The sequence below is a fragment of the Flagellimonas sediminis genome, assembly GCF_010500845.1.
Classification (GTDB): domain Bacteria; phylum Bacteroidota; class Bacteroidia; order Flavobacteriales; family Flavobacteriaceae; genus Flagellimonas; species Flagellimonas sediminis.
Window position 1 is genome coordinate 119838 of record NZ_JAAAMI010000009.1, and the last position, 23181, is coordinate 143018.

At 42.9% G+C, this 23181-nt stretch carries 14 protein-coding genes; 2 read left to right on the top strand and 12 right to left on the bottom strand.

Translation table 11 applies throughout. The features are described from left to right. Positions 1-4: 4 nt before the first annotated feature. The 8 genes from GTK07_RS15820 to GTK07_RS15855 all read right to left on the bottom strand — a co-directional run bounded on the left by GTK07_RS15820 (position 5) and on the right by GTK07_RS15855 (position 14813). Positions 5-3373 (bottom strand): SusC/RagA family TonB-linked outer membrane protein, encoded by a 3369-nt coding sequence (locus GTK07_RS15820; protein ID WP_163636218.1) that lies wholly within the window; start codon positions 3371-3373, stop codon positions 5-7. Between the two features lie 91 nt (positions 3374-3464). Then, positions 3465-4058 carry an RNA polymerase sigma factor gene (locus GTK07_RS15825; RefSeq protein ID WP_163636219.1) on the bottom strand — a complete coding sequence of 198 codons (594 nt, stop codon included), beginning with the start codon at positions 4056-4058 and terminating at the stop codon, positions 3465-3467. Continuing rightward, entirely contained in the window at positions 4048-5034 is a 987-nt protein-coding gene (locus GTK07_RS15830; RefSeq protein WP_163636220.1) for a FecR family protein, read from the bottom strand. The genes GTK07_RS15825 and GTK07_RS15830 overlap by 11 nt, the downstream gene beginning before the upstream one ends. Positions 5035-5826: 792 nt before the next feature. Then, positions 5827-7281, bottom strand: a complete 1455-nt coding sequence (locus GTK07_RS15835) for an alpha-L-fucosidase (RefSeq protein WP_163636221.1) — start codon at positions 7279-7281, stop codon at positions 5827-5829. A 140-nt stretch (positions 7282-7421) separates the two neighbouring features. After that, complete coding sequence (locus GTK07_RS15840; RefSeq protein WP_235932894.1) at positions 7422-9131, bottom strand: SusD/RagB family nutrient-binding outer membrane lipoprotein; 1710 nt, start codon at positions 9129-9131, stop codon at positions 7422-7424. 10 nt (positions 9132-9141) lie between these two features. Continuing rightward, positions 9142-12237, bottom strand: a complete 3096-nt coding sequence (locus GTK07_RS15845; RefSeq protein WP_163636223.1) for a SusC/RagA family TonB-linked outer membrane protein — start codon at positions 12235-12237, stop codon at positions 9142-9144. A gap of 429 nt (positions 12238-12666) precedes the next feature. Next, positions 12667-13776 carry a glycoside hydrolase family protein gene (locus GTK07_RS15850; RefSeq protein WP_163636224.1) on the bottom strand — a complete coding sequence of 370 codons (1110 nt, stop codon included), beginning with the start codon at positions 13774-13776 and terminating at the stop codon, positions 12667-12669. Next, positions 13773-14813: a carbohydrate-binding family 9-like protein gene (locus GTK07_RS15855; RefSeq protein WP_163636225.1), complete on the bottom strand. Its 1041-nt coding sequence runs from the start codon at positions 14811-14813 to the stop codon at positions 13773-13775. Before GTK07_RS15855 ends, GTK07_RS15850 begins: the two co-directional genes overlap by 4 nt. Positions 14814-15015: 202 nt before the next feature. Here GTK07_RS15855 and GTK07_RS15860 point away from each other — a divergent pair, with 202 nt between their 5' ends. Next, positions 15016-16098, top strand: a complete 1083-nt coding sequence (locus tag GTK07_RS15860) for a sensor histidine kinase (protein WP_163636226.1) — start codon at positions 15016-15018, stop codon at positions 16096-16098. Then, on the top strand, positions 16095-16787 hold the full coding sequence (locus tag GTK07_RS15865) for a LytR/AlgR family response regulator transcription factor (protein ID WP_163636227.1): 693 nt from the start codon (positions 16095-16097) through the stop codon (positions 16785-16787). The genes GTK07_RS15860 and GTK07_RS15865 overlap by 4 nt, the downstream gene beginning before the upstream one ends. Before the next feature lie 251 nt (positions 16788-17038). Here the strand turns inward: GTK07_RS15865 and galK are convergent, their stop codons facing one another. The 4 genes from galK to GTK07_RS15885 are packed head-to-tail and all read right to left on the bottom strand — an operon-like array spanning position 17039 to position 22971. Next, on the bottom strand, positions 17039-18169 hold the full coding sequence (gene galK / locus GTK07_RS15870) for a galactokinase (protein ID WP_163636228.1): 1131 nt from the start codon (positions 18167-18169) through the stop codon (positions 17039-17041). Between the two features lie 39 nt (positions 18170-18208). Then, complete coding sequence (locus GTK07_RS15875; protein ID WP_163636229.1) at positions 18209-20653, bottom strand: glutaminase family protein; 2445 nt, start codon at positions 20651-20653, stop codon at positions 18209-18211. Positions 20654-20671: 18 nt separating this feature from the next. Next, positions 20672-21871: an aldose epimerase family protein gene (locus GTK07_RS15880; protein WP_235932895.1), complete on the bottom strand. Its 1200-nt coding sequence runs from the start codon at positions 21869-21871 to the stop codon at positions 20672-20674. Between the two features lie 32 nt (positions 21872-21903). Next, on the bottom strand, positions 21904-22971 hold the full coding sequence (locus GTK07_RS15885; protein WP_163636230.1) for a cellulase family glycosylhydrolase: 1068 nt from the start codon (positions 22969-22971) through the stop codon (positions 21904-21906). Positions 22972-23181: the final 210 nt, after the last annotated feature.

The following is a 23181-nucleotide window of genomic DNA, read 5'->3' on the forward strand; positions in this document are numbered from 1 at the left end:
TTTTTTAGAGTTTAAGGTTACATCCGATTACAAAAGTCCTGCTCGGAGGATACAATCCACGATCGATTCCAATGTCGAGGTTCCTATTGCTACCCGAGTAGTTTTGAAGCCCCACTTGTGGGTTCATCCCACTATAATCGGTTATGGTGAACAAGTTGCTTGCTTGGGCATATATTCTCAATTTGAGGCCACCAAGCAATTCTGGGTTAACGTTGTATCCCAATTGCGCATTGGTCAACCGAACATATGATCCGTTCTCCACATAGTAGCTAGAGGGGCGAATGTTGTTGTTAGGGTCATCCAGGGATAAACGTGGAATGCTGGAATCGGTATTGTTTTCGGACCAAGCATCCAACAAGACATTCTCTTTGTTATAAGCTGCTTGGTTGAAGAAATGGTTCTTGTACTTGGTAAAATTGTAGGTGTCATTGCCGAAGCTTCCATTAAAGAAAAGACCCAAGTCAAAATTCTTATAGTTGAACTGTAGATTAAGGCCCAACATGACATCGGGGTGAGGGGAACCAATAAACGTCCTGTCATCGGCATCCACATCACCATCGCCATCCACATCCTTGAACTTGATATCACCGGGTTGGGCATTGGGCTGCAGTCCATAACTATCCACCTCAGCCTGACTTTGGAACAATCCTTCGACCACATAGCCATAGAACGAGGCAATCGGCTGACCGACAGCACTTCTGGAAATCTCTTGGTCAAAGTTTACACTGTGCAAGGATGAACTTGGAATACCCAAATAATCGGACGTGTTCAACTCTGTCAACTCGTTCTTTGACCCGGTAAGATTGAGACCAATCTGATAGCCCAAATCACCCACTTTGTCGTTATAATTGACATTCAATTCAAATCCGTTGTTCTTCATTTTCCCATCGTTCACCCACTGTCCGTCATTGGTACCCCCATAGGTCAACGGAACGGTGTTGTACACCAAGATGTCATCGGTTTTCTTGATGTAGTAGTCAGCAGTAATGTTCAGGTGATCTTTCAAAAGGCCCATATCCACACCAATGGAGGTCTGGGTCGTGGTCTCCCATTTCAAATCGGGGTTCGGGATCCTGGATTGGGTAAGTCCGATGTATACGGATTCCTGGGCACCATCAATGGCATAGTTGGAGTTCGCATTGTTATTGCGATAACTATCCACAGTGGCGTAATTGGAAATATCCTGATTACCTGTTTGTCCCCAGCTTCCTCTCAAAAGCAGGGAAGAGACAATTCCATCTGGATTAAAAAAGTCCTCGCGGTCCAACCTCCATCCCAAAGAGAATGCAGGGAATGTTCCCCAGCGGTTGTCCTCGTTGAACCTTGAGCTACCATCACGCCTAACGGTGGCCGTAAAAAGATACTTTTCATCATAGTTGTAGTTCAACCTTCCGAAGTAAGAGTTAAGTGACCATCCGGATGCGTTACCGGAATTGAGCATGTTCTCGGTTCCAAAACTCAAATACCTGAAGTTTTCATCCTCGTACAAGAATTCACTTACCGAAGCACCAAAACCTTCATAATTGTACTCGATGGCCTCCTGCCCTACCAACACATCCACATTGTGGGCACCAAACTGCTTTTTATAGTTTAGCGTATTGGTAAAGGAGAATTGATAATTGAAGCTATTGGACGTGGATAACGAATTGGTGTTGTTGGTGGAAAGAATTTCATTAAACGTAGGCGAAAAACTCCTGATGTTATAATTCTGATAATCCAATCCAAAAGAAGTCTTAAACGTAAAATCCTTGATGTATAGATTGGCATATACATTTCCCAAAGCTTGGACCCGTTTCTGCTTGTTGTCCTTATTGCGATACAATTGGCCCATGGGGTTTTGGGTATCGTTGAGTGGGTTACCTGCATATTCCCCATTGATATCCTTAACGGGGACTATGGACGGGAACTGCATGGCACTCAAGACAATACTCCCCAAAGCACTATTGGTACCTATGGAAACCTGCTCCTTGTAATTGGCCGTAAAGTTTTCACCAATGGTCAAGAAGTCGCCAATGTTATAGGATGAATTGAACCTTGCTGAATACCTCTCAAACCCCGTGTATTTGATCAAACCTTCCTGGTTGTAATATCCCAATGAAAATAAATGCTGCCCTTTGGAGTCCCCTTTGGCCAATGATACGTTATAGGATTGAACGGTGGCCGTTTGCAAAATCTGCTTTACCCAGTCCACATCAGCGCTAGGGATGGTCTGTTCGTCATTCAGCCATTGTGGGATTACGGCCTGCGCGGGATTGTCCCCATAAATATCGTGGGAAGGAGTTCCCCCATCATTGATCGTAGCTTGCCATAAAAGATCCCCATATTGCTGGGCATTGAGCATTCTTGGAAGGTTATATGAGGATTGAAGACCGGCATAACTGTCAAAGGATACTACATATTCCCCACCGGTATCCGACCCCTTTTTGGTGGTAATGATCACAACACCATTGGCGGCACGAGATCCATAGATGGAAGCTGAGGCAGCATCCTTCAATACCTGTATGGTTTCAATATCGGAAGGATTGATCCCATTAAGTCCGTTGGAAGCAGGGATTCCATCCACGATTACCAATGGATCGTTACTATTAATCGTACTAAAACCCCTAACGCGAATGGAAGTTCCCCCACCAGGAGAATTATCGCTCATGATCTGTACACCGGGCAAACGACCATCCAACATTTCCACCACATTGGCCTTGGGTTGGGTATTTATTTCCTCAGGGGAAACAGAAGCAATGGCACCCGTAATGTTCCTTCTGGCCTCTGTGCCATACCCCACCACCACGATTTCATCCAGTTGGGACGCGCTTTCAATGAGGGTGACCGTTACGTTCTCCATATTTTCAATGTTCACGTCCTGTCTTCTGTATCCAATATAGGTTATGGAAAGTGTCTTGAAATTGGAAGGGATTTCCATCGTGAACTTTCCATCAAAATCGGACACTGTGCCATAATCGGTCCCTTCAACAAATACGTTGGCCCCTGGAATGGGGTTGCCCGCCTCATCGATCACAGATCCGGATATTTTTCGCTTTTCCTGGATAAACTTCACCAAAACGCCTTGTTCCGTTACCCGAAAATCCACATTGGCCTTGTTTTTAATAACTTCAAGGACGGTTTCCAGATTCCCTTTGGTCACGTCTATGCTGATGCGTTGATCCAAGGATTCGGCATCCGCAGCGTAGATGAATCTTTGGCCGGTCTGCTTTTCTATAAGGTCGAACACCTTTTCCAAAGCAACACTTTTAAGGTTAAGGTTGATCATGTCGAAATTTTGTGTATTCACCACATTGGTTACGGATATGGGGACATTACTTCCCCTACCCAACAATGGAAGACACAGTAGCAATGCTAACAAGCTTATTTTTTTCATTTCTTAAAGAGTAGTTTAATTATTGGTTCTCGATATTTTTTTAGGTTCTACTAATTTTGCTGTTCAGTTTTTCATAGATTTTGTTGTGAGGTTAATATTGTTTGTTCTTGATCACCGCCTTTCTAATGGTTTTGAGGGCTATAGCCATGTGGTTTTCGACCGTCTTGATGGAAACGCCCAAGATCTCTGAGATTTCCTTGTACTTGAGCTCGTCCAATCGGCTCATTTCAAAGATTTGTCGGGATTTTTGGGGTATTTGGTCCAGCACATCCGTAATCCGTTTTTTATAGAATTCCCTTTGCTCTTGATCGATGATTTCCTGTTCTATGCTGGGACTAGATGCTTGCTGGTTTTCCTGCCCAAACTCCAGAGGTTGTTTAAGATGAGAGTATGCCACGGGCTCCAATAACTTGTTCTTTACCACCACATAGAGATATGGTTTGGGGTTTCGAATCTCGTGTATGCGCTCATAACCGTTCCACAATTGAATGAAGACATCGGCCACCTTTTCCTCGACAATGTCCAATTTTGACTCATAGGTGAGTCCAAACCGACAAAGGCTTTCATAATACCTGTTGAAAACAGTTTCCAAAGCCTCATTGCTCCTTTGCTGTATTAAACTGAACAGTGCTACGTCTGTCATGCTGTTAAAATCCATCAACTCTGGGGAATGTTTAGTTTTCATTGCTGGGGGCTATTGAAAATTTTTTGGGGGATACCGGGGTAATCTTCACATCGGCAATGAATTCCAATGTTTGTATGAACTGTTCAAGGTCTTGGTCTTCGAACGCGGCACTAATTTTTTTGCTGGCAACCAAATCATCGGAGATGACAAACTCCACTCCATAAAATTGATTGATGGGAATCAATGCATCGCCCAAGGGCATATTATCCAATAGAAGGATATTGTCTTTCCAGGCCGTGGTCTTGGATACATCAAAATTGCGTTTTATCACTTCACCTGTTTCCGTATTCAGTTGCAGTTCCTCATTGGGGCTCAACTGTATTTTATCGCCAGAATCCTTCAAAGTGACCTGAACCTTGCCGCTTTCCAAGGACACGGTCTTTGTTCTCCCCTTGGTATTGACATTGAACTTGGTTCCCAGTACTTGAACCGTCAATCCGTCGGTGTTTACGTGGAAGGGTCTATCAACATCCTTGGAGATGTGGAAATACGCTTCCCCTTCCAACCAAACCTCCCTGCTGTTCTTGGAAAAGACTTCAGGAAATTTTAGTTCAGACCCGGAATTTATCATTATCGATGATCCATCAGGCAGGGTAATTTGTTTCCGTTCCCCTTGTTGGGCTATGATATGATTGGTGTACCGGGAAGCATCACCCATTGAAAACAGGTACAGGGAAAAACCGATCAGGACTACCGCTGCTGCTGCCAAGATGACTTTCATCTTGGTTTGGAGAAAAACTCTTTTTCCCGATGGTTTTGCGGTGATAGCCTCTCTTATTCGTTTTCCAGACCGTTCTTTTCTAAGCGGTAAATCGGGTTTGGGATAGCACTCCCACAATAACTTATAATCTTGAAAGCGGTCCCGTAAACCATCATCCAACAGTAGGTTTACCTCGAACATTGACCTCTCCTGGTCCGTGTTCATCTCTCCGGAAAGCTTTCGAGCACATTTGATATCCTCCTTGGATATATCCATAGTATGTCTTTTACACATAGGAGGGTGAAAAGGTAGAATTACCCCCAGATCACAATGTCATCAAAATGCAAAAAGAGAATTAACTTAAGGTTAACCGTTGGGATTTACCTCGGAGACTGGCTTCTGGCTGCAAAATGACCTTGGCATTATGCATTAAATTGGGCATCAAGAAAAGGGTATATTATCAGATCGAATCGACTTTGGAAATATGTCAAAACCAAAAAGAGGTTACACAACGGGGGTTAAACAAAAGCCTGATGAACTGAGCTATATCAGAAACAATGTCGCAGAGGCATACAGGTACGCGAGACGGGACCCTTCTGTTTTGGGGGCACAGACGAAAGGAGACCAAAAAAGTATGGGGAAGCAGTCTTTCGATAAACAAAAGGAGGCAATCGAACTCAAGAAAAGCTGGGGCGTGTGCAGATTGAGCCGATACCCCAAAAAAGCAATAGTCATCCCGGCTGGCGGCAGGTTTTATGGTTTCCGGTAAGCACCGGAAGGGAAGGGATGTACCTTACCGAGACGGGTAACGGTTCTATCAAAAGTAGTCAGATCCGATTGGTCTTTGAGCATCTCAATGCCATAATAACTGGGTAGAAATGAGCTTAGGGTAGAATGGTGGTATCATCAAAAATGCAGGCCAAGGTCCTAATCGGAACTATCGATATTCCAGTGGATAGAGACTTGGTTCAATAAAAGCAGGAAATCCAAGAATTGGACGATAAGACCTTGGAGGAATTTGAAAACGAAATGTACAACCAAAACCAGTTGTATGCCCTGATCTAATTGTCAATAGATTTCAACATTGGATAACACAGGACAACCCAGAGATTCGGTAATGGCCACTTTCAATTTTGATGTCCTTGTTTTCTCAATGGGCAAGATTCTCTTATATCCGATTGTGGTTTCACTGGCAATCTTTTTCCAGGAGCCGCCCTGCCATGCAAAAACATCAAAGGCCGCCACACGCTGTCCAAGTGGAATATACTCCTGCAATATCAAAAAGTCAATCGTTTTCTCCTCTCCAAAATCAATTTCAAAAGATGCCGAGGTAACCCCATCATCAGTAGACCAGTATGAGTCTTTATCTTCATCTATCATTTTTGATGGCGCATAGGTTTCTTCATTACCACGGAATGAACTTGCCTCAATATGGGCCATAATTGCCAAGTTTTTATTAAAAACACTATCCAAAATCTTCCTAAAACCTTGAAGGGCAGCAACATCCTTCTCATGAAACAGCCCCCTTCTGTCCGGAGGTATGTTCAACAAAAGATTGGAGCCTCTTCCCACCGAAGTCAGGTACAACTGAAATAGATTTTCAGCACTTCTTACCAAGGAATCCTGGGCTTGGTGGTAAAACCAACCTGGTCTTATAGAAACATCCACTTCTGCCGGAATCCAACGGCTTCCGCCCTTGGTACCATGCTGCAAGAGTTCTTCAATCCCTGCCTTTCCAGCATACAAGGTATCTGGAGTTATGGTATTCCAATTGGTTTCTCCTGCCAGGCCTTTTTCATTTCCTACCCACCGGATGTCGGGTCCGGCATCACTAAAGAAAAGTACTTGAGGCTGTATGGAGTCTACCATGGCCAAGGTGGTAGGCCAATCATAAAATCGTTGTCTGTCAATGGTCCGGCTTTCACGCGCCCCTCCATAATACCCATCACCGCCATTGGCCCCATCGAACCACATTTCAAAAACTGGCCCGTAGCCTGTGAACAATTCTTTTAACTGGTTACGATAGTATTCTACATAAGAAGCCTCACCATAATCGGCCCTATTCCTGTCCCAAGGTGAGAGATAGGTACCAAACTTAAGTCCGTATTTTTTGGCCGATTCGGAAACTGATTTTACAATATCTCCCTGTCCCGATTGGAATGGACTCTTCTTGATGGAATGTTCTGTATACTTAGAGGGCCAAAGTGCAAACCCATCATGATGTTTGGCTGTTAAAATCACCCCTTTAAAACCGGCATCTTTTAATGTTTTGATCCATTGGTCCACATCAATAGCGGAGGGGTAGAACAATTCTGGTGATTCATCCCCATAACCCCATTCCTTATCCGTAAAGGTGTTGATAGTAAAATGTATAAAGGCATTTAGCTCCATTTTATGCCAAGCCATTTGGTCATCCGAGGGAGTGGCACCTAGGGGTTGTGGTGGCAAAACTTCTTGTTTTTCAGAGCAGGAAGAAATTGCAAAGACCAACAGAACGAACAACGACCGGAAATATCTGCACATATAACGTTGAGGATTTTAAGTGGAACAACAATATATAAAAAAGTAAAGGAAGATCAGATCTTCCTTTACTCACTTAACTCTAATTAAACTAACTCAAATTATGAATTGATCCACTTAAATGAATCCATAATAACTATGGCCTATTGTGCAAACCAAAGTGTAGTTCCTTGTAAATCTGGTCCTTGCGCAGCGTTTGCTGCTTCAGTATTAGGACCATTAGTGTTGTAAGCCCCAGTACCATAGCGCATTCTTTGTGGGTATGCTCCATTTAGTGTACCTGCACTGTACAAATCATAGTCGGATACCCCAGCCGATAGTTCGGATGGATAGCCACTATCCCTTACGATGGACCATGCTTCCGAGCCATCGGTATAGGCCGCGATCCATCTTTGGACGCTTATTTTTTCAAGGTTCTCTTCTGCAGAACCATTCAATAACGCAATGGATTCGGTTGCCAAAAAAGTCTCAATGGAAGCATCGTCAACTCCCCAAATCTTCATGGCCTGTCTGATACCGTTTTGGTACAACGTTTGGGCATCACCGGTTGCCAAACCTTTCACAATCGCCTCAGCTTGCAAGAAATTGCCTTCCGCAGCTGTAAATACGATTTCTGGGAAAATATCATTCCCTTGGTTTTTGGCATTGATGATCAATTGCGCTGGCCTTGAGAATAGTGCTTCCTTAACATGGGTTTGGATCAACGAGTTCAATCGTGTTGGTTGACCAACATAGTAAGGAGTGTCCGTTGCCACATTGATAGTAACCGTGGCTTGTCCGTCCACATTCGTGCCATCCACCCTTGTATAGCTCACTCCAACGTTATCCAATTGAGCCAAAATAAAGTCTACATGTTTGGCAAAAAGACCAACACCTGGTCCTTCAACAGGCTCTGTAAATACAACTTCGCCCCCATCTATAGGCTGGGCATACATGGGCAACCTTGGATCGTTGTTGTTCTGAAGATAATCTATCAAGGTCTTGCCTACGGTCCAGTTAGATCCCACTCCGAAGTTATACCAAACATCTCCGTAAGCGGCATTGGACCATTGGGAAATTTCAGTGTCCTTCTCCATTAAGGCATTATCCGTTTCCAAAACCAAAAGATCGGCAGCCATAGCCTCTGTAATGGCCGCATTTGCAAAATCAGCTCCTGGCGCACCTTGGGCCCTAAGGGCCATTCTTAGCTTAAGGGTATTGGCCAACTTTTTCCATTGTTGGAGGTCACCCCCAAAGAACAGATCATTATTGGACAAAAGTTCAACGCCTTCTCCTGTCACAGTTGATGAACCGATAATTTCCATGGCCTGGTTCAACTCATTGATCACTCCTTCATAGATTACCGCCTGAGAATCGTAAACAGGGGTAATAATGTCAGGATTCAAAGCTTCCGAATAGGGAACCATGCCAAATACATCCGTATAGGTTTGATAATACAACCCTTTCATGATCAATCCGATGGCATAGTAGTTTTGGTTCTCAAGCTCTCCTCCTTCTTTAACAAAGTTCAAAAAGGCACTTAGGCTTGAGGTATAGCCTGACAAGTAATCATAGGCCGCATCTGTATACGCAGAATCATAGGTATAAGAAAGACCATCATTCCACCAGCTACCATTAAATCCAAAACAGAACTGACCTGCAAAACGATCCCAGTGGATCAATTGGGCCCTCCAGTAAGGATAACGGTTGGGAGCATACAATTGAATCTGTGTCTCCGTTACAAAATATTTCGCACTGACCTCATCTGACGTGAAAGCATTGGGCTTTACGTTGATCTCGTCAAAATCGGAACAACTTATGGCGAACAACAGGACGGCCAAGGCCATTCCCATTTTCATGATTTCTTTTTTCATTTTCATTTTTTTATAATTTCAGGTTAAGGTTCAACCCAAGGCTTCTAACCGTGGGTACGTTATTAATGGAAATACCCTGACCGGTCAACCCAGTTCCCAAAGTGGCATCTGGATCAATATCCTTTGCCTTTTTGTAGAAAAAGAACATGTTTCTTCCAATAACCCCCAACGAAGCGGAATTCAATCCAATCTTGCGTACCAAGTTGCTACTGAAATTATAGGTCAATGCAAATTCCCTCAACCTCACGTTGGTTTGTTCATAAACATAGTTCACGCCAATGGATGACATGGCTCCCCAGTATTCCTGTGCAGTGATGCTTTCAGTATTGGCTACACCCGTATCCGAGTTAATGGCATCTACCACAACACCACCGTCCCTGTATTGAAGGGTTCTTTCAGAAACACCGCTTCCATCCAAGCTGGCAGAGGTTGCTGAGTAGATTTCCCCACCAACACGACCGTCAACCAAAACTCTTAAAGATAGATTCTTGTAATTGAAGGTATTGGTCAAACCACCGATCCAATCTGGTTGGGAATTGCCCAAAAGTTGTCTTTCAGAAGAAGCATATGGAATACCTTCGGCGTTTACCAATTTGTTGCCAGCTTCGTCAGTGGCCCAAACGGTTCCGTAGATATCACCGATACCACCACCCACATTTGCAGTAATGGCAATGTTACCAGAGTTGGTTGTGTTCAACACCGTTCCATCCAATCCTTCGATCAAGGAATTTACGGTGTTCTTGTTTTTGGAGAAGTTAAAGGAAACATCCCAAGAAAAATCCTTGGTACTTACAGGTACACCACCAATCAAGAATTCCACACCTTTATTCTGCACTTCACCAATGTTAGACTTGTAGTAGTTATACCCGGTAGCTGCTGGAACAGGAAGGTCATATATCATATCGTTTGTAGTGATGTTGTACAAAGAGAAATCAACATATAAACGGTTGGTGAAGAACCTGGCTTCAGCACCAAATTCCATGGATTTAACACTTTCAGGTTTCAAATCCTCATTGTATCGGATGTTGGGAGAACTCAAGGTAGTAAGTCCCAAATATCCTTGTTGTGGCACATCGAAAGTTTGGTACAATTGGTACACACCGGTATCGTTACCTACTTCGGCCCAGCTGGTCCTTAGCTTCAACATGTCCAATACATTTTTATCGGGATCGATAAACCTATCCAAAAGCACCGCATAACTCACAGAAGGATAGAAATATGATCTGTTGTTGGCCGCCAATGTAGAAGACCAATCGTTCCTGGCTGTCAAATCCAAATACATGAAACTGTCATAACCCAAGGAAACCGAGCCGTAAATTGAATTTACTTTTTTGATCTCCATTGGTGTATGGGTACTTGCTTGAATACTTGTATTTGCCAACAAGGCCCTTGTTGGTATCTTAAACTGTTCACCACTGACGTTCATGGCCTCGGATGTACGCTTGCTCAAGTTACCGCCTACATTTGCCGTTAGGTTCAACTTTTCAGTAATATTCTTGTTCGCTGTGATCAAGAAATCAGAGTTCAACTCGGTGAATTTGTTATCCGTAAATGAAAGGTTCCCGTATCGCTTATAGTGATGTCCAACAGGGTTGATAACTTCTGTCCTAACATTGGTGATGTCACCACCAACCCTTATGAAAGCTGATAACCAATCGGTAAACTCATAGTTCAGTTTTCCAAAACCAAGAAAACGATCACGTCTTTGGTTGTTGGTATCCTCGTATTGGATCCAGTATGGATTACCAACACTTTTGTTGGTTCCTGCATAGCTAATCACATCGTAATCACTTAAACTATTTGCTGGGTCATACAACGAAGGATTATCTATCTGATAAGTCTTCAAATCATTTACATCCACACTTCTTGGCATGTAGTACACATAGCCCAAAACACCTTCGGAACCCAAGTTTACCCTATTGGTCAAATCTTGTGTGAAGTAAGTGGCTTTTCCATCAAAACTCAATTTATCGGAAATGTCCACCAACGTCCTAAGGTTTAGGTTGTGGCTTTGTAATTTTGAATTTGGAATAATGGAAGTAGTATAGTTATTGGTATACGAAAAACGCATGCTGTAATCTTCGCCTCCTTTATCAAGCGATACGGAATTGATAAGCTTGGCACCCGTTTCAAAATAATCTTTAACATTATTAGGATGTGCAGAATAAGCTTTGGTATCACCGGTGAAATACAGTTGTTGAGAACCATCCATGCGAGAACCCCATGAAGCAGTACCCATTCCGGCCATATCAGCATAAGGAGAACCATTTGTTCCTTGTCCGTACTCATTTTGATACTCAGGCAAGAACATTGGATTTTCCAAGGTTACATTTGAATTGAAGGATATGCCCAAGCCTTTACCTTTAGTACCCTTTTTAGTGGTAATCAACAAAACACCACTTGCAGCACGTGAACCATATAGGGCAGCTGCGTTAGGGCCTTTCAATACAGAAACGGACTCGATGTCCTCTGGGTTCAAATCCGTGATACCCCCACCGGTAACAGTGCTACTGTACACGTCGCCACCAGATTCTGTTCCTGACATGTCGATTGGAATACCATCCACCACAATTAGGGCCTGGTTGTTACCGGTAATGGAATTGTTACCACGAAGTACAATTCTGGAACCCGATCCCACGCCACCTGATTGGTTTACAACCAAACCGGCCACCTTTCCTACCAAGGAGTTGGCCACGTTGTAGTCCTTTACGGTGTTGATCTGATCCGATTCCACTTCGGTTACGGCGTATCCCAAGGATTTTTTCTCCCTGCTGATACCCAAGGCGGTCACTACGACCTCATCCAACAACTGGGTATCCTCTTCCAAGGATACATTGATGGTACTTCTTCCTGAAAGGGAAGATTCGAACGGCTTGTACCCTAAATAGGTATACACCAAAATGGCATCACCGCTAGAAACTGTAATGCTGTAATTGCCATCAAAATCGGAGGTGACTCCGTTGCTGGTTCCCTTTTCAACAATATTGACCCCTGGCAGCGGAGCCCCTGTTGCGTCAGAAACCGTTCCGGTAACGGTCTGTGCCATTGCTGCCTGTAAGGAGAACAATAAGGCAAAGACCATTACATACGTTAGTTTTTGAATCATGTTAGTTTTTTTGATCTTTAATTAGGTATTAGGTTCTGAGTCTTGTTAACATTAAGTTAACCGAGTGAAAATGATGATTACAGGAAGATTGTAGAAAAAATTTCGACCAACAACGACGCTGAAAAGCCGAAGGGATGAATTAGGCTTTTAAAAATTTACCGGAAAAGTTAAATTGGAGCACTACCAAGATTGAAGTCATCCTACCGCGGTCCCTTAGGTACAAGAAGAATGTACAACCCTAATAAAACAAACGGTTCCGAAGGATTTAACTGTGTAGTAACGAACACTTATTTACGGGTTCACCCCAACTTCAAGCAATAAAAAAATCCTTTAAACTATGGAAAGCCACTACCAATTACCCATAGTTTAAAGGACTCTTTTTAAATTTGATTGGGACCAACCCTATTTACCCCTAATCAAACCAAATTTTTATTCAGCTCTTTTGGAAGACTTGATGACCTTGAATTGATCTTCGGTTATTGCAGGACCGTCAAAAAACGAAACTCCCTTAGCGCCATTTTCCTTGGCCTCTTCTATTGCTTTTGTCAAATCTCCTGGTGTCATTCCGGGCACATAGATTCCTGTGTGCAATTCCGTATCCTTTTCCCTAAGATCTTCCACCCCCTGTTTCGTAGCAAAACCGACCCAGTCGGTACCTTCATTATAAAATTCATTGTAAATCATGGGCAACACCATATCAATATCCCATTTATCCCATCTTTGCCGAACCATGTGATCTGCCATTTCAGGGTATGGAAACACTGCAGCCGTTAATAGCTTATTGTTCTTATGCACAATCTGGTAGGCCTCATTGACAACATTCCTGATCTTGTTGAGACGGAACTGTTTCCATTCCATATCAATGGCTGGATTTTCCATTTCCCTAGGATTTTTGTGGTATTCCTTCTGAAATTCTTCGACACAGACATCACAATAGCAGAAATCATATTCAGGGAGTTCCCCATTCTGAACCAAATCGTACTTGGGTAAAAGCCCGATGGGAAGATATACATCAGGAAACCTGATATAATCCAAATGTACGCTGGCCACATCATCTACTTTGGAAAGTCCCTCTACCAATCGTAGCACATGGTTGCGGGATTCCTTGCGGGAAGGGCATAAAAACTCATAGTAGCCCACATAGGGTCTGTGATCATAGGCAGACTCCCCTTTTCTACTTACCACATACCATTCAGGATGTTGACGCACGATCGAATCTCCAGGCCTGTTCATGGCCATGATCCATGCATGTACCTCCAAACCTTCATTTTTGGCCAAAGGGGCCAAACGCCCTAAAAGAACCGGATCTGTATTGGTATTGATCAAAATGGCGTCCAATCCATTTTCCTTATATTTTTTAAATTCAGCAATGTAGGAAGTCTCATCCCGCTTGGGATCCGCGGTAATCCAAGTCCAATACTTGAACGGTCTTTCAGATACAACCGGCTCCTCTTTTAGTTGGGGCCTTTGGTCTATGTTGTCCAAACATGATGCCATGCCAATGGCTAAAAGTGTCCCGAAAATTAATGGTAGTTTCATTTTTTGAGATTTTTGGTTAGTTGGTATTTTCCGTCTTCACGGATGGTATATGTATGGCCGGTGAACGGGCTTTTGGCAAATAGGTTCCAACCCATGCCATGAGGTTCCAATTCCAATGCTATTTTGGTACCGTCAGATAATACTGGTTCCAATTCTAATAGTTTTAGGGAATCGGCAAACGCTCCATGTTCTGCCCAATATTTTTTTTGCTGTCGGTAAAAAGAATAGAGCAACCATCTAATTTCTTCATCCCTTGGAATTGTAAACGAGACCTGCTTGCCAGATTCCTGGGAAGAAAAATAAGCATAGCCCCAATGTTCCGGCTCATGCATATTGATAACACCTTGGGGAGACCACACCCAATTATATTCGGGCAGATACTTTCCTTCCCCGTTCTTTTTTCTTCCGTATTTTCCGTTTTCAAGTTGAAAATCCCAGTTCACCCTTGAAAAATTGATGCGCCAAAATTGGCCTTCGGGAACATCGTTGCTTCCACTTGCCTCGGTCAACACGGACCATGGCATTGCAATTTCTACACTCCAACCGGTGTCAACATCACTTGGGTCGTTCAGTGTTCCGTTCACGTGAACCGCTGTTTTTATGCCAAGGATGTCCCAACTATCTACGACCGGACCTTGTTCGCGATAGGGTTTTACCAGCATGAGGTCCCAAACTGTATTCAAGGCATTCATTTCAAATTCATAATAGTTATGGGTATCCCCATCGGGATCGATGAATATCTCAAAATCGTTGTTATAAAAAATCACAGCATCTCTTTCCGTAATATCTGCCCAAACATGGGGTTCTTCCAACTCGGCAAAAACATAAAGATACTTCGTGTCCCAAAGCATACGTACATTGGTCTTATAAGTGGGTACCCTCACTCCTTCAATGTCCACAAAATTTTTGGATACTTTGGCATTTTTCCATGAGGATTCATTTGCCAAACCATCCACAATAATGGAATCCATCGTCCTGTGCACCACTATGGCCCTAGGTGGGTCCAGATGTTGTCCTGCAGCAGCCAACTGCATCATAAGTGGAAAGCCAAAAATTATTCTTTTAATAAGATTATGCACGCGCAAATAAGCTATAAAGGGTCCTTAATTCATCTGCCACTCCCTGGCCAACATTAAATCTTTGGAAAAATACCTAATTTCAGCCCTATTAATTGTTCTTTATTAGACCAATGACAAATTTGAAAAGCCCAATGTCCAAAAAAAACAAGAAATCCAACGAATGCGTGCATTAGATCAATTAAGTAACAATTTCCTGGTCAATGCCGTGACCGAGTATAAGATAAGGCCAATCCACCATATTATTTTTTGGGCCATCTATTTTATTTTCAATTTTTTAAGATGGGGCAGTTATTTCAATGATTACATTTATTCCTTTAAATCGAATCTTTTAGGGTTTCCCATCCATATTACGCTTTCCTATTTCGCCATTTATTATTTGATCCCAAGGTTTCTATTTAAAAGGAAATATATATCCTTTATCGCAGCACTTTTCCTGAGTATTTTGATAATGGTCACCATCAAATACCTTCTCACACATTTTTTGATCAGTTACAATGTTTGGCCCGAGGGCCCGGAGACCTATAGTATGACCTTGAACTTTACCGTGGTCATGATGTTGGGGGAACTATATGTGATCTCCTTTGTGGCTTCCTTCAAATTCACCATGGATTATTTGCGGGAGACAAGAAAAGCGGCCCGATTGGAAAAAGAGCAATTGGAAACGGAATTACGATTTTTAAGGGCTCAGATCTCTCCCCATTTCTTCTTCAACACATTGAACAACATATACTCCCTTAGTTTAGAAAAATCGGATAGGACCCCAGAGACCATCATTAAACTTTCCGACCTGATGCGTTATGTGCTTTACGAAACCAAGGACAAAAACCAAAGTCTTAAAAAGGAACTTCGTTTTATCCAGAATTATTTGGATCTGGAGCAAATGAGGTACAATGAAAACCTTGAACTGGAATTTACCGTCAAAGGCAATCCAAAGGGCCACAAAATTGGTCCTCTACTATTGGTCCAATTCATAGAAAATGCTTTTAAACATGGTGCCAACAAAAACATTGGAAAAGTTAAGATCAGTATCCAAATATGTATTGAAGAAAAGTTTCTGTACTTTCAGGCACGTAATACCAAACCCATGGACAATAGTCCTGAAACATCCAAAAAACCAGGTGGAATTGGATTGACCAATGTGGAAAAAAGATTGAAATTAAGATATGCCGAAGACGAATATAGATTGAGTATACATGACGAATCAGATGAATATGTTGTTAATTTAATGCTCACCCTTAGATGATTTTAAAATGCGTTATCATTGATGATGAACCCCTTGCGGTAAAAGTCATCGAAAACCATATTTCCCAGATAAAAGAACTGCAATCGGTCGCCGTTTTCAATAACGCCATTGACAGTATGGAGTATTTGAGGGAGAACAAACCTGACCTTCTTTTCTTGGATTTAAACATGCCCGTACTAGATGGCTTCAGTTTTTTGGAGAGTTTGGATGACAAGCCTATGGTCATCATTACAAGTGCCCATGCCGAGCACGCAGCCAAAGGATTTGATTTAGAGGTACTTGACTATTTGGTTAAACCCATATCGTTGCCTCGGTTCATCAAGGCCATAAACAAAGCCATGGCCAAATTGAAAAACGACTCCAAAGGAGACTCTACCCAGGAATACATCTTTGTTAAAGTGGACAAGAAAAAGATGAAAAAAATCTATTTGGACGAAATTGTCCTCATAGAAAGTTTGAAAGACTATATCAAAATCATCACGCCCAAAGAAAACCATATTGTCCACAAAACACTTAGCGCTTTTACAGATGAACTTTCGGATGAGAAGTTCATCAGGATTCACCGGTCCTACACCGTTTCCATTGACAAGATAGATGCATTGGAAGGAAACAGTGTGGAAATTAAGGGAAAACGATACGTAATCGGGCGCAGCTACTTAGAAGATGTAAAGGCGCGTATCCTTGAATAGCCAATTCCGTTCTTCCAAAATCGAGAACAATAAAATGAATCAAAAGAGATTTTTCTATAGAAACCCGGTCACTTGTTGAATAGACCTTAATGGCAGGATGCTGCACATTAAAAAGAAGAAAACAATAGATTTCGTAATCCTTAACCTAAGCATATAGCTATTTATATTTACCTAACAATCCGTGCTTATTTTTCTTCAATGCAGATTAAACAAGCCTACAGATTTTGTTTTTCCGTATGATGCATACCACATTACCCCTTGCCGTCCAAAATTGTGGTCCCCTTGCTGGGAACTGTTTGAAATGCCGAAAGCTCCAATGAGAATTTTTCTTTATATACTTTACCGGCCTCATTGACAAAGGGCTCTATGGCATCTTTATGGACAATGTTCAATGTGCATCCACCGAAACCGCCACCCATCATACGGGCCCCTAGGACCTCTTTCCAGTTTTTGGAAAAATCAACCAAAAAATCGAGTTCCGGACAACTGACCTCAAATTGTTCACTCAAACCTTGGTGGGTCTGATACAATAAAGCCCCAAAGGTCTCCATTTTATTAGCATGAAGGGCCGTAACCGCATCAAGTACCCGTTGGATCTCTTGCACTACATAGGAACATCTATCATAGATTACATCTCCCATCTCTCTTCTGCAATCGTCCAACATTTCCATTGTTACATTTCTAAACGTGCCTCCTATTTGGAAATGTTTCCCAACAACGGCCAATCCATTATGGCATTGTTCCCTACGAACATTATATTCACCAAAAGCCAGATTGTGTTTGACGTTAGTGTTCAACAATAAAATCCTATAAGGTTCTATATTGATTGGAATGTACTCAAAATCCAAGGTTTTGCAATCCAGCAACATCACCTGTTCGTCCTTGCCCATCACGGATGCGAACTGGTCCATAATGCCACACTTGGTGCCCACGTAGTTATGCTCTGCCCGCTGCGATAATTGAATGATGTCCCATTTTTGCAGCCCAAGGTCAAACAATTCATTCAACCCGAAAGCGAGCCCACACTCCAATGCTGCGGATGAGCTCACTCCCGATCCAATGGGAAGTTGGCTCTCGATGGTACAATCAAAGCCTCTCAGTTTATTGCCCAACAACATGAGTTCATGTAACACCCCGAGGATGTAATTCTCCCAATCGTTGCTGCTTTTGGAGATATTGCCCAAATCAATGTGCACTACTTCCCCGAAACCTTGACTATGGATCCTGCAATCCCTTTCGGTACCGTTTTTTCCCAATTTAAAGATTATGGCCTTGTCTATTGCCGCGGGTAGGACAAAACCATCGTTATAGTCCGTATGTTCCCCAATGAGGTTGATCCTTCCAGGAGAAGAAATCACCAAATCAGTATTCAGTTCATGCATTGAATTTTCCTTTACCAGGTATTTATGAAAATCTCTCGCCTATTTTTTCCATTTGTCCTCCAACAATTTGATAAAGTAGCCCCCGACCACGCTTCTGGCCTGGAAGCCCCTTACCTCCCCACTGCTCGTATAATGCCAATCACTCATGGGAACACGATCAGGGGATTCCTTGGCAAAGTCGATCACAGGATCGACCAAGGCCTTAAATTCACTTGGATTATCCGTTAAAGTGGCCGTCCACAATATCCAATCCGATTTTGTGTAATCTGATCTATTGTCCAAAGGAAGACCATACTTGTTTTGATGTTTGAGGTAATAGGAAATCTCGGTATCGTATACTTTTTGCGGAAATAGATCAAAGCCAAATATTTTGTCCCATACCAGATTATACTTTTGGCTCCAGGTATTGGGGTCATCAAAAGTAAGGGCATAGTGATCGCCTCCATCGGCCAATCGCATCCATTTTTGGGCCATGGATTTTGCCATGGCAAGATACTTTTCACCCAATGCATCTTTACCCAATTCGCTGGCCAAATAACCATAACTGCCTAGGGCCACGATGGCTTTAATAGAAAGGTTGGCATTGCGGGCAAGGTGTCCAGCAAAGTCGTCGGTACACAATTGGTTACCTGGGTCAAACCCCTTATCGGCCAAATATTCCGCCCACAAGCTGAGGGTTTCCCAATGTTCTTCGGCATATCCCGGATTGCCTTCTGCCATGGCTATGGCCGCTGTTAAAATAATCATGTTTCCCGATTCCTCCACAGGCATTGGCTCTCCATAGGTTTGGCCGTTTGCCATGGGATATGTGCCCAGATCATGCGCTGCAAAAGGTTCCTTGTACCTTCCACTTTCCGAATAATAAAAGATACCGGTGAGCATACCTTTCATAAGTTCCGGATTGTACAGAAGGTACAGGGGGGATGAGGGATACGTAACATCCACCGTGTTTATGCAACCGTTACTAAAGTTTTCTTTAGAAAGGAACAGGGTTTCACCATCGGGGCCTTGTACCAACTTATGGGCCGCTATGCTCTGTCTATAACCAATTTCGCATAATGCTGCATAGGATTGCCCGCCAACGGCCGTTGCTTTCTCCCTTAATTCCTTGTCAAAAGCATCACATTTTGCCACAATAGCCCTGTACTCTGTGTTTGCCTTGTCCAACTCGGCAAGAATGGAATTGTCCCCATTTCGATTCCACCAAGGTCTGAGGTTCTGCCCAAAGTATTGGATACTAAGAATATCATCGTAGCCTACCAATACCCTATATTCTTTTTCCGCAGCTATTCGTTCCTTTGGAAATGTAGCTCCCAAAACAAGTTCTTTTCCGTTGGTTAGAAACGGGTGCTGGGTACCATCCTCAAAGTCGGATCGCGCTTCCCCGGAAGTAGTCACATTTAGCAAGGCGTGGGCTTCATCGGGAGTTGCCACATACAGATATCCCCAATCGATCCTGAGGTTGTCCCCTTTCTTTTCCAGAATCGGTTGTGCCTGTGTTCCTGCCTTCAAAAAGGATAGTTGGGATGTTGCCGATTTTTCAGCGACCACGGATTGGCTGGGGTCATTGGTGCCCAAAGCGGTGGAAGCCCCAAAAAACAATTGTACGTCATGAGGCTTGTCATCATTGGGAGTCGTTTTAAATGTTACGTACGATACGGGCCTTGACAAGACATCCAAATCGTTTAACAGCAAGGGAGAGGTAAAAGTCAGTTGAAGATCGATTCCCCCGCAGGAAAAACCATAAGTGGTTTGGGTAGCCGTCATGTTCAGATGGGTCTGTTGGGCCATTTTCATCTGTGAGGTGGGCTTCACCAAATCTACCAGTCCTACATCAACATATTGATCACCTCCTGTATTCTTCACATGAACGGCTAATACATTACCCTTTTTTTTGAGCAGTTTCACAAAGGTTTCTTCCATTTCCTCATATCGATACTGACTGGCACAACAAGTGGCCATGAAGATTTCCTGACCATTCAGATACACCTCAATATTGTCATCATAATAGAGTTTGAGGAAAAGTTTGTTGAAATTCAGTTCATCCAAATTGAAGTTTCTTCGATACCAAATATCATCTGTGGTCCATTTGGTCTTGGCCTTATAATCGTTGCCAAACGGCCCTGATCGTGCATCCCACTGGGCATCATCATAATCTGTTCCATACCAATCACCTTCGGGTGACCTTGTGGTCATTTTCACGGAATACCCCATTTCTCCACCAGTGGAAAGGACTTCTTTGTAATTAGTGGGTTCCTTTCCCAAAAATCTATAATTGATACCGTCCACTTTTAGGAACCCGATCAAGGGTTGATCGGTTCCTGTCCAATGCTTGGTAGGCTCACCGTTCAATTCATCCGAAAAAGACCAGACGCTAAAATAGGGATCGTGTGTGATCAAAGGATAGGCAGGTGCTTGTCTGTCCTGAGGATATAGGATTTCTGCCCAAAGGAAAAGGGTTACTAAAACAATATTTTTTTTCATTATAATCTTGATTGATTTTTAGTTTCTCACACTGAATCTGTACACCGATTTGGTCATATATTTTTCACCAGGTTCCAAGGTGATCTGAGGAAAATCAGGGTGATTGGGTGCATCCGGGAAATGTTGTGTTTCCAAAGCAAATGCGGTACGGTAAGCATCCGTTACACCAGATTTAAATGTGTTTTTTCCCAACATGAAATTCCCACTATAAAATTGTACCCCAGGTTCCTGCGTCATGACATCCATGACTATCCCATTGCGGTCCCCTACAATGGTTCCGACATGGTTCATTCCCTCTTTTTGGGTTTTGTTCAAAACAAAATTGTGGTCATATCCCCCTCCGTTCTTCAATTGAAGGTTCTCATCTGAAATTCGCTCCCCAATGGTATGCGGGGTTGTAAAATCAAATGGGGTTCCTTTCACCGGGGCCAATTCCCCAGTGGGAATAAGCCCAGAATCAACGGGCGTATAAGCGTCTGCAAACAGGGTCACCTCATGGTTCAAAATGGTTCCGCTTCCTTCCCCGTTCAAATTAAAAAAGGCATGATTGGTTAGGTTTACCACGGTTGTTTTGTCCGTTGTGGCTTCATGCTCCATTACAATCGCCCGGTCGGCCGTAACCGAATAGGTCACCTTTACCGATAGATTCCCAGGAAAGCCCTCTTCCATATCTGGAGAGTTGTATTGAAAGACCAAGGTTTGTGCATTGGGTTGCTGCACATCCCAAACTACATCCTGAAATCCTTTTTTACCGCCATGTAGGGAGTTTTCCCCATTGTTGATGGGAATATTGTATTCCATACCATTTAAGGAGAACTTTCCTTTGGCAATGCGGTTGCCTACCCTACCAATGGTAGCCCCAAAATACGGTTCAGTGGAGGTTATAAAACCCCTTGCACTGTTAAAGCCTACCACTACATCAGTCATTATTCCATTCTTATCGGGTACCCAAAGACCAACGATACGGCCACCGTAGTTGGTCATGGCCACCTCAATGTCCTTGTTTTTTATCCAGTACAACCCGACTTTCTTTCCGTCAACAATGGTATCAAAATCCGATGGTTTTAAAACCGATTCCAATCCCACTTCTTTACTGTTCGCATCGTCGGATTGTTGCATGGTGTCCTTTTCCTGGTTCTTGCATGAACTCATTTGGTTGATGAGAAATACAGCAAGAACCATATATAAAATGTTGCTTTTGGTCATTTTTGCAGCCATTGGTTACACTTTTAAAGAAGACCCCGATTTTATTATTTTCCGTTCAACTTTTTTATCAAATCCACCTCATCCTGACGATATGGGGTTCCGTCTTTTCGGAAGATGTCATGAAACCATTCTACGGGTTCTTCGCCACTTTCAATAGGTGTGTCCCATTGGTATATAGTGTTGGTCTTTCCCTTCACCAATCCCCAATTAATAGCCCCTATGTTTTCCTCCTTCAACATAGGCATGATGTTGGAAAACCGGCTATTGCGGGTTCTGGCCATATATTCGGTACAGATCATGGGCCTTCCGTGGGTCCTTAACAACTCAATGATCAACTTGTGATCCTCTGGGTTCCCATAATGGTGGTAGGTTATAATATCAGAATGGAGTGCCTGAAAGGCATTAAGGTCCACCAATCCCCAAGACCAGATTCCTGCCGAGATGGGTTGTGAGGGATTTACCTCCCTAGCCCAAGAAAACACTGCTTGCAACAAAGGCATGGAATCGTTGATCTTCCCCGAGTTTCCCGGTTCGTTGTACAAGTCCCATAGCAAAACCCTTTTATCATCCTTGAAGGTTGTCAGAATATCCTTTACATACGTTTTCAAAAAAGGAAAATTTGCTTGGTCTTTAGATGCTGGATCACCTGGATCTTGCATCCAACCCGAGTTATGGGTACCTGTTATAGGTTCCGGTTGTTTTCCGATCTTGGGCTCTTTCCCCCAAACATCATCAAAGATGACGAACATGGTCTTGATTCCCTTACTATCCGAAATATCCAAATATTGGTCCATCCTTTTCTTGAAACCAATTGGATCTTGTTTATACGCCAAACTATGCAGGTATACCCGCATAACGTTCATGCCAATCCCTTGGGCATAACCCAACTCCCTATCTATGGTCTCTGGATCAAAGGTATCCTCTTGCCACATTTCCAATTGGTTAATGGCCGTACTTGGAATAAAATCAGCGCCATTGAGCCAATTATGTTGACCATACCATTTTTCGGCCTTTTCTATTGACCACTTTTGGGACGTGTTAGATTGTGCAACAGCTAAGCCTGAAGTCAGGCAAAGGGCCGCAATCAATAAGCTTTTGATTTTGATTTTCATTTTGTGTTTGTTTTGGTCTATTTTTTTTGTGCGGTTTTAAAGATAGAAAATATATGTAATTTTTACATTTAAAATTACCTAACCTTAAAAAAGGTTTGGTGATTCTTAAAAAACTAACGCAAACCAGCCTTATGGGAATAGTTTCCGGGCCAATCAATCAAGTTGACCGGGATCTTAGCTGAACCTAGCATGCTAAATAGTTCTTTGTAA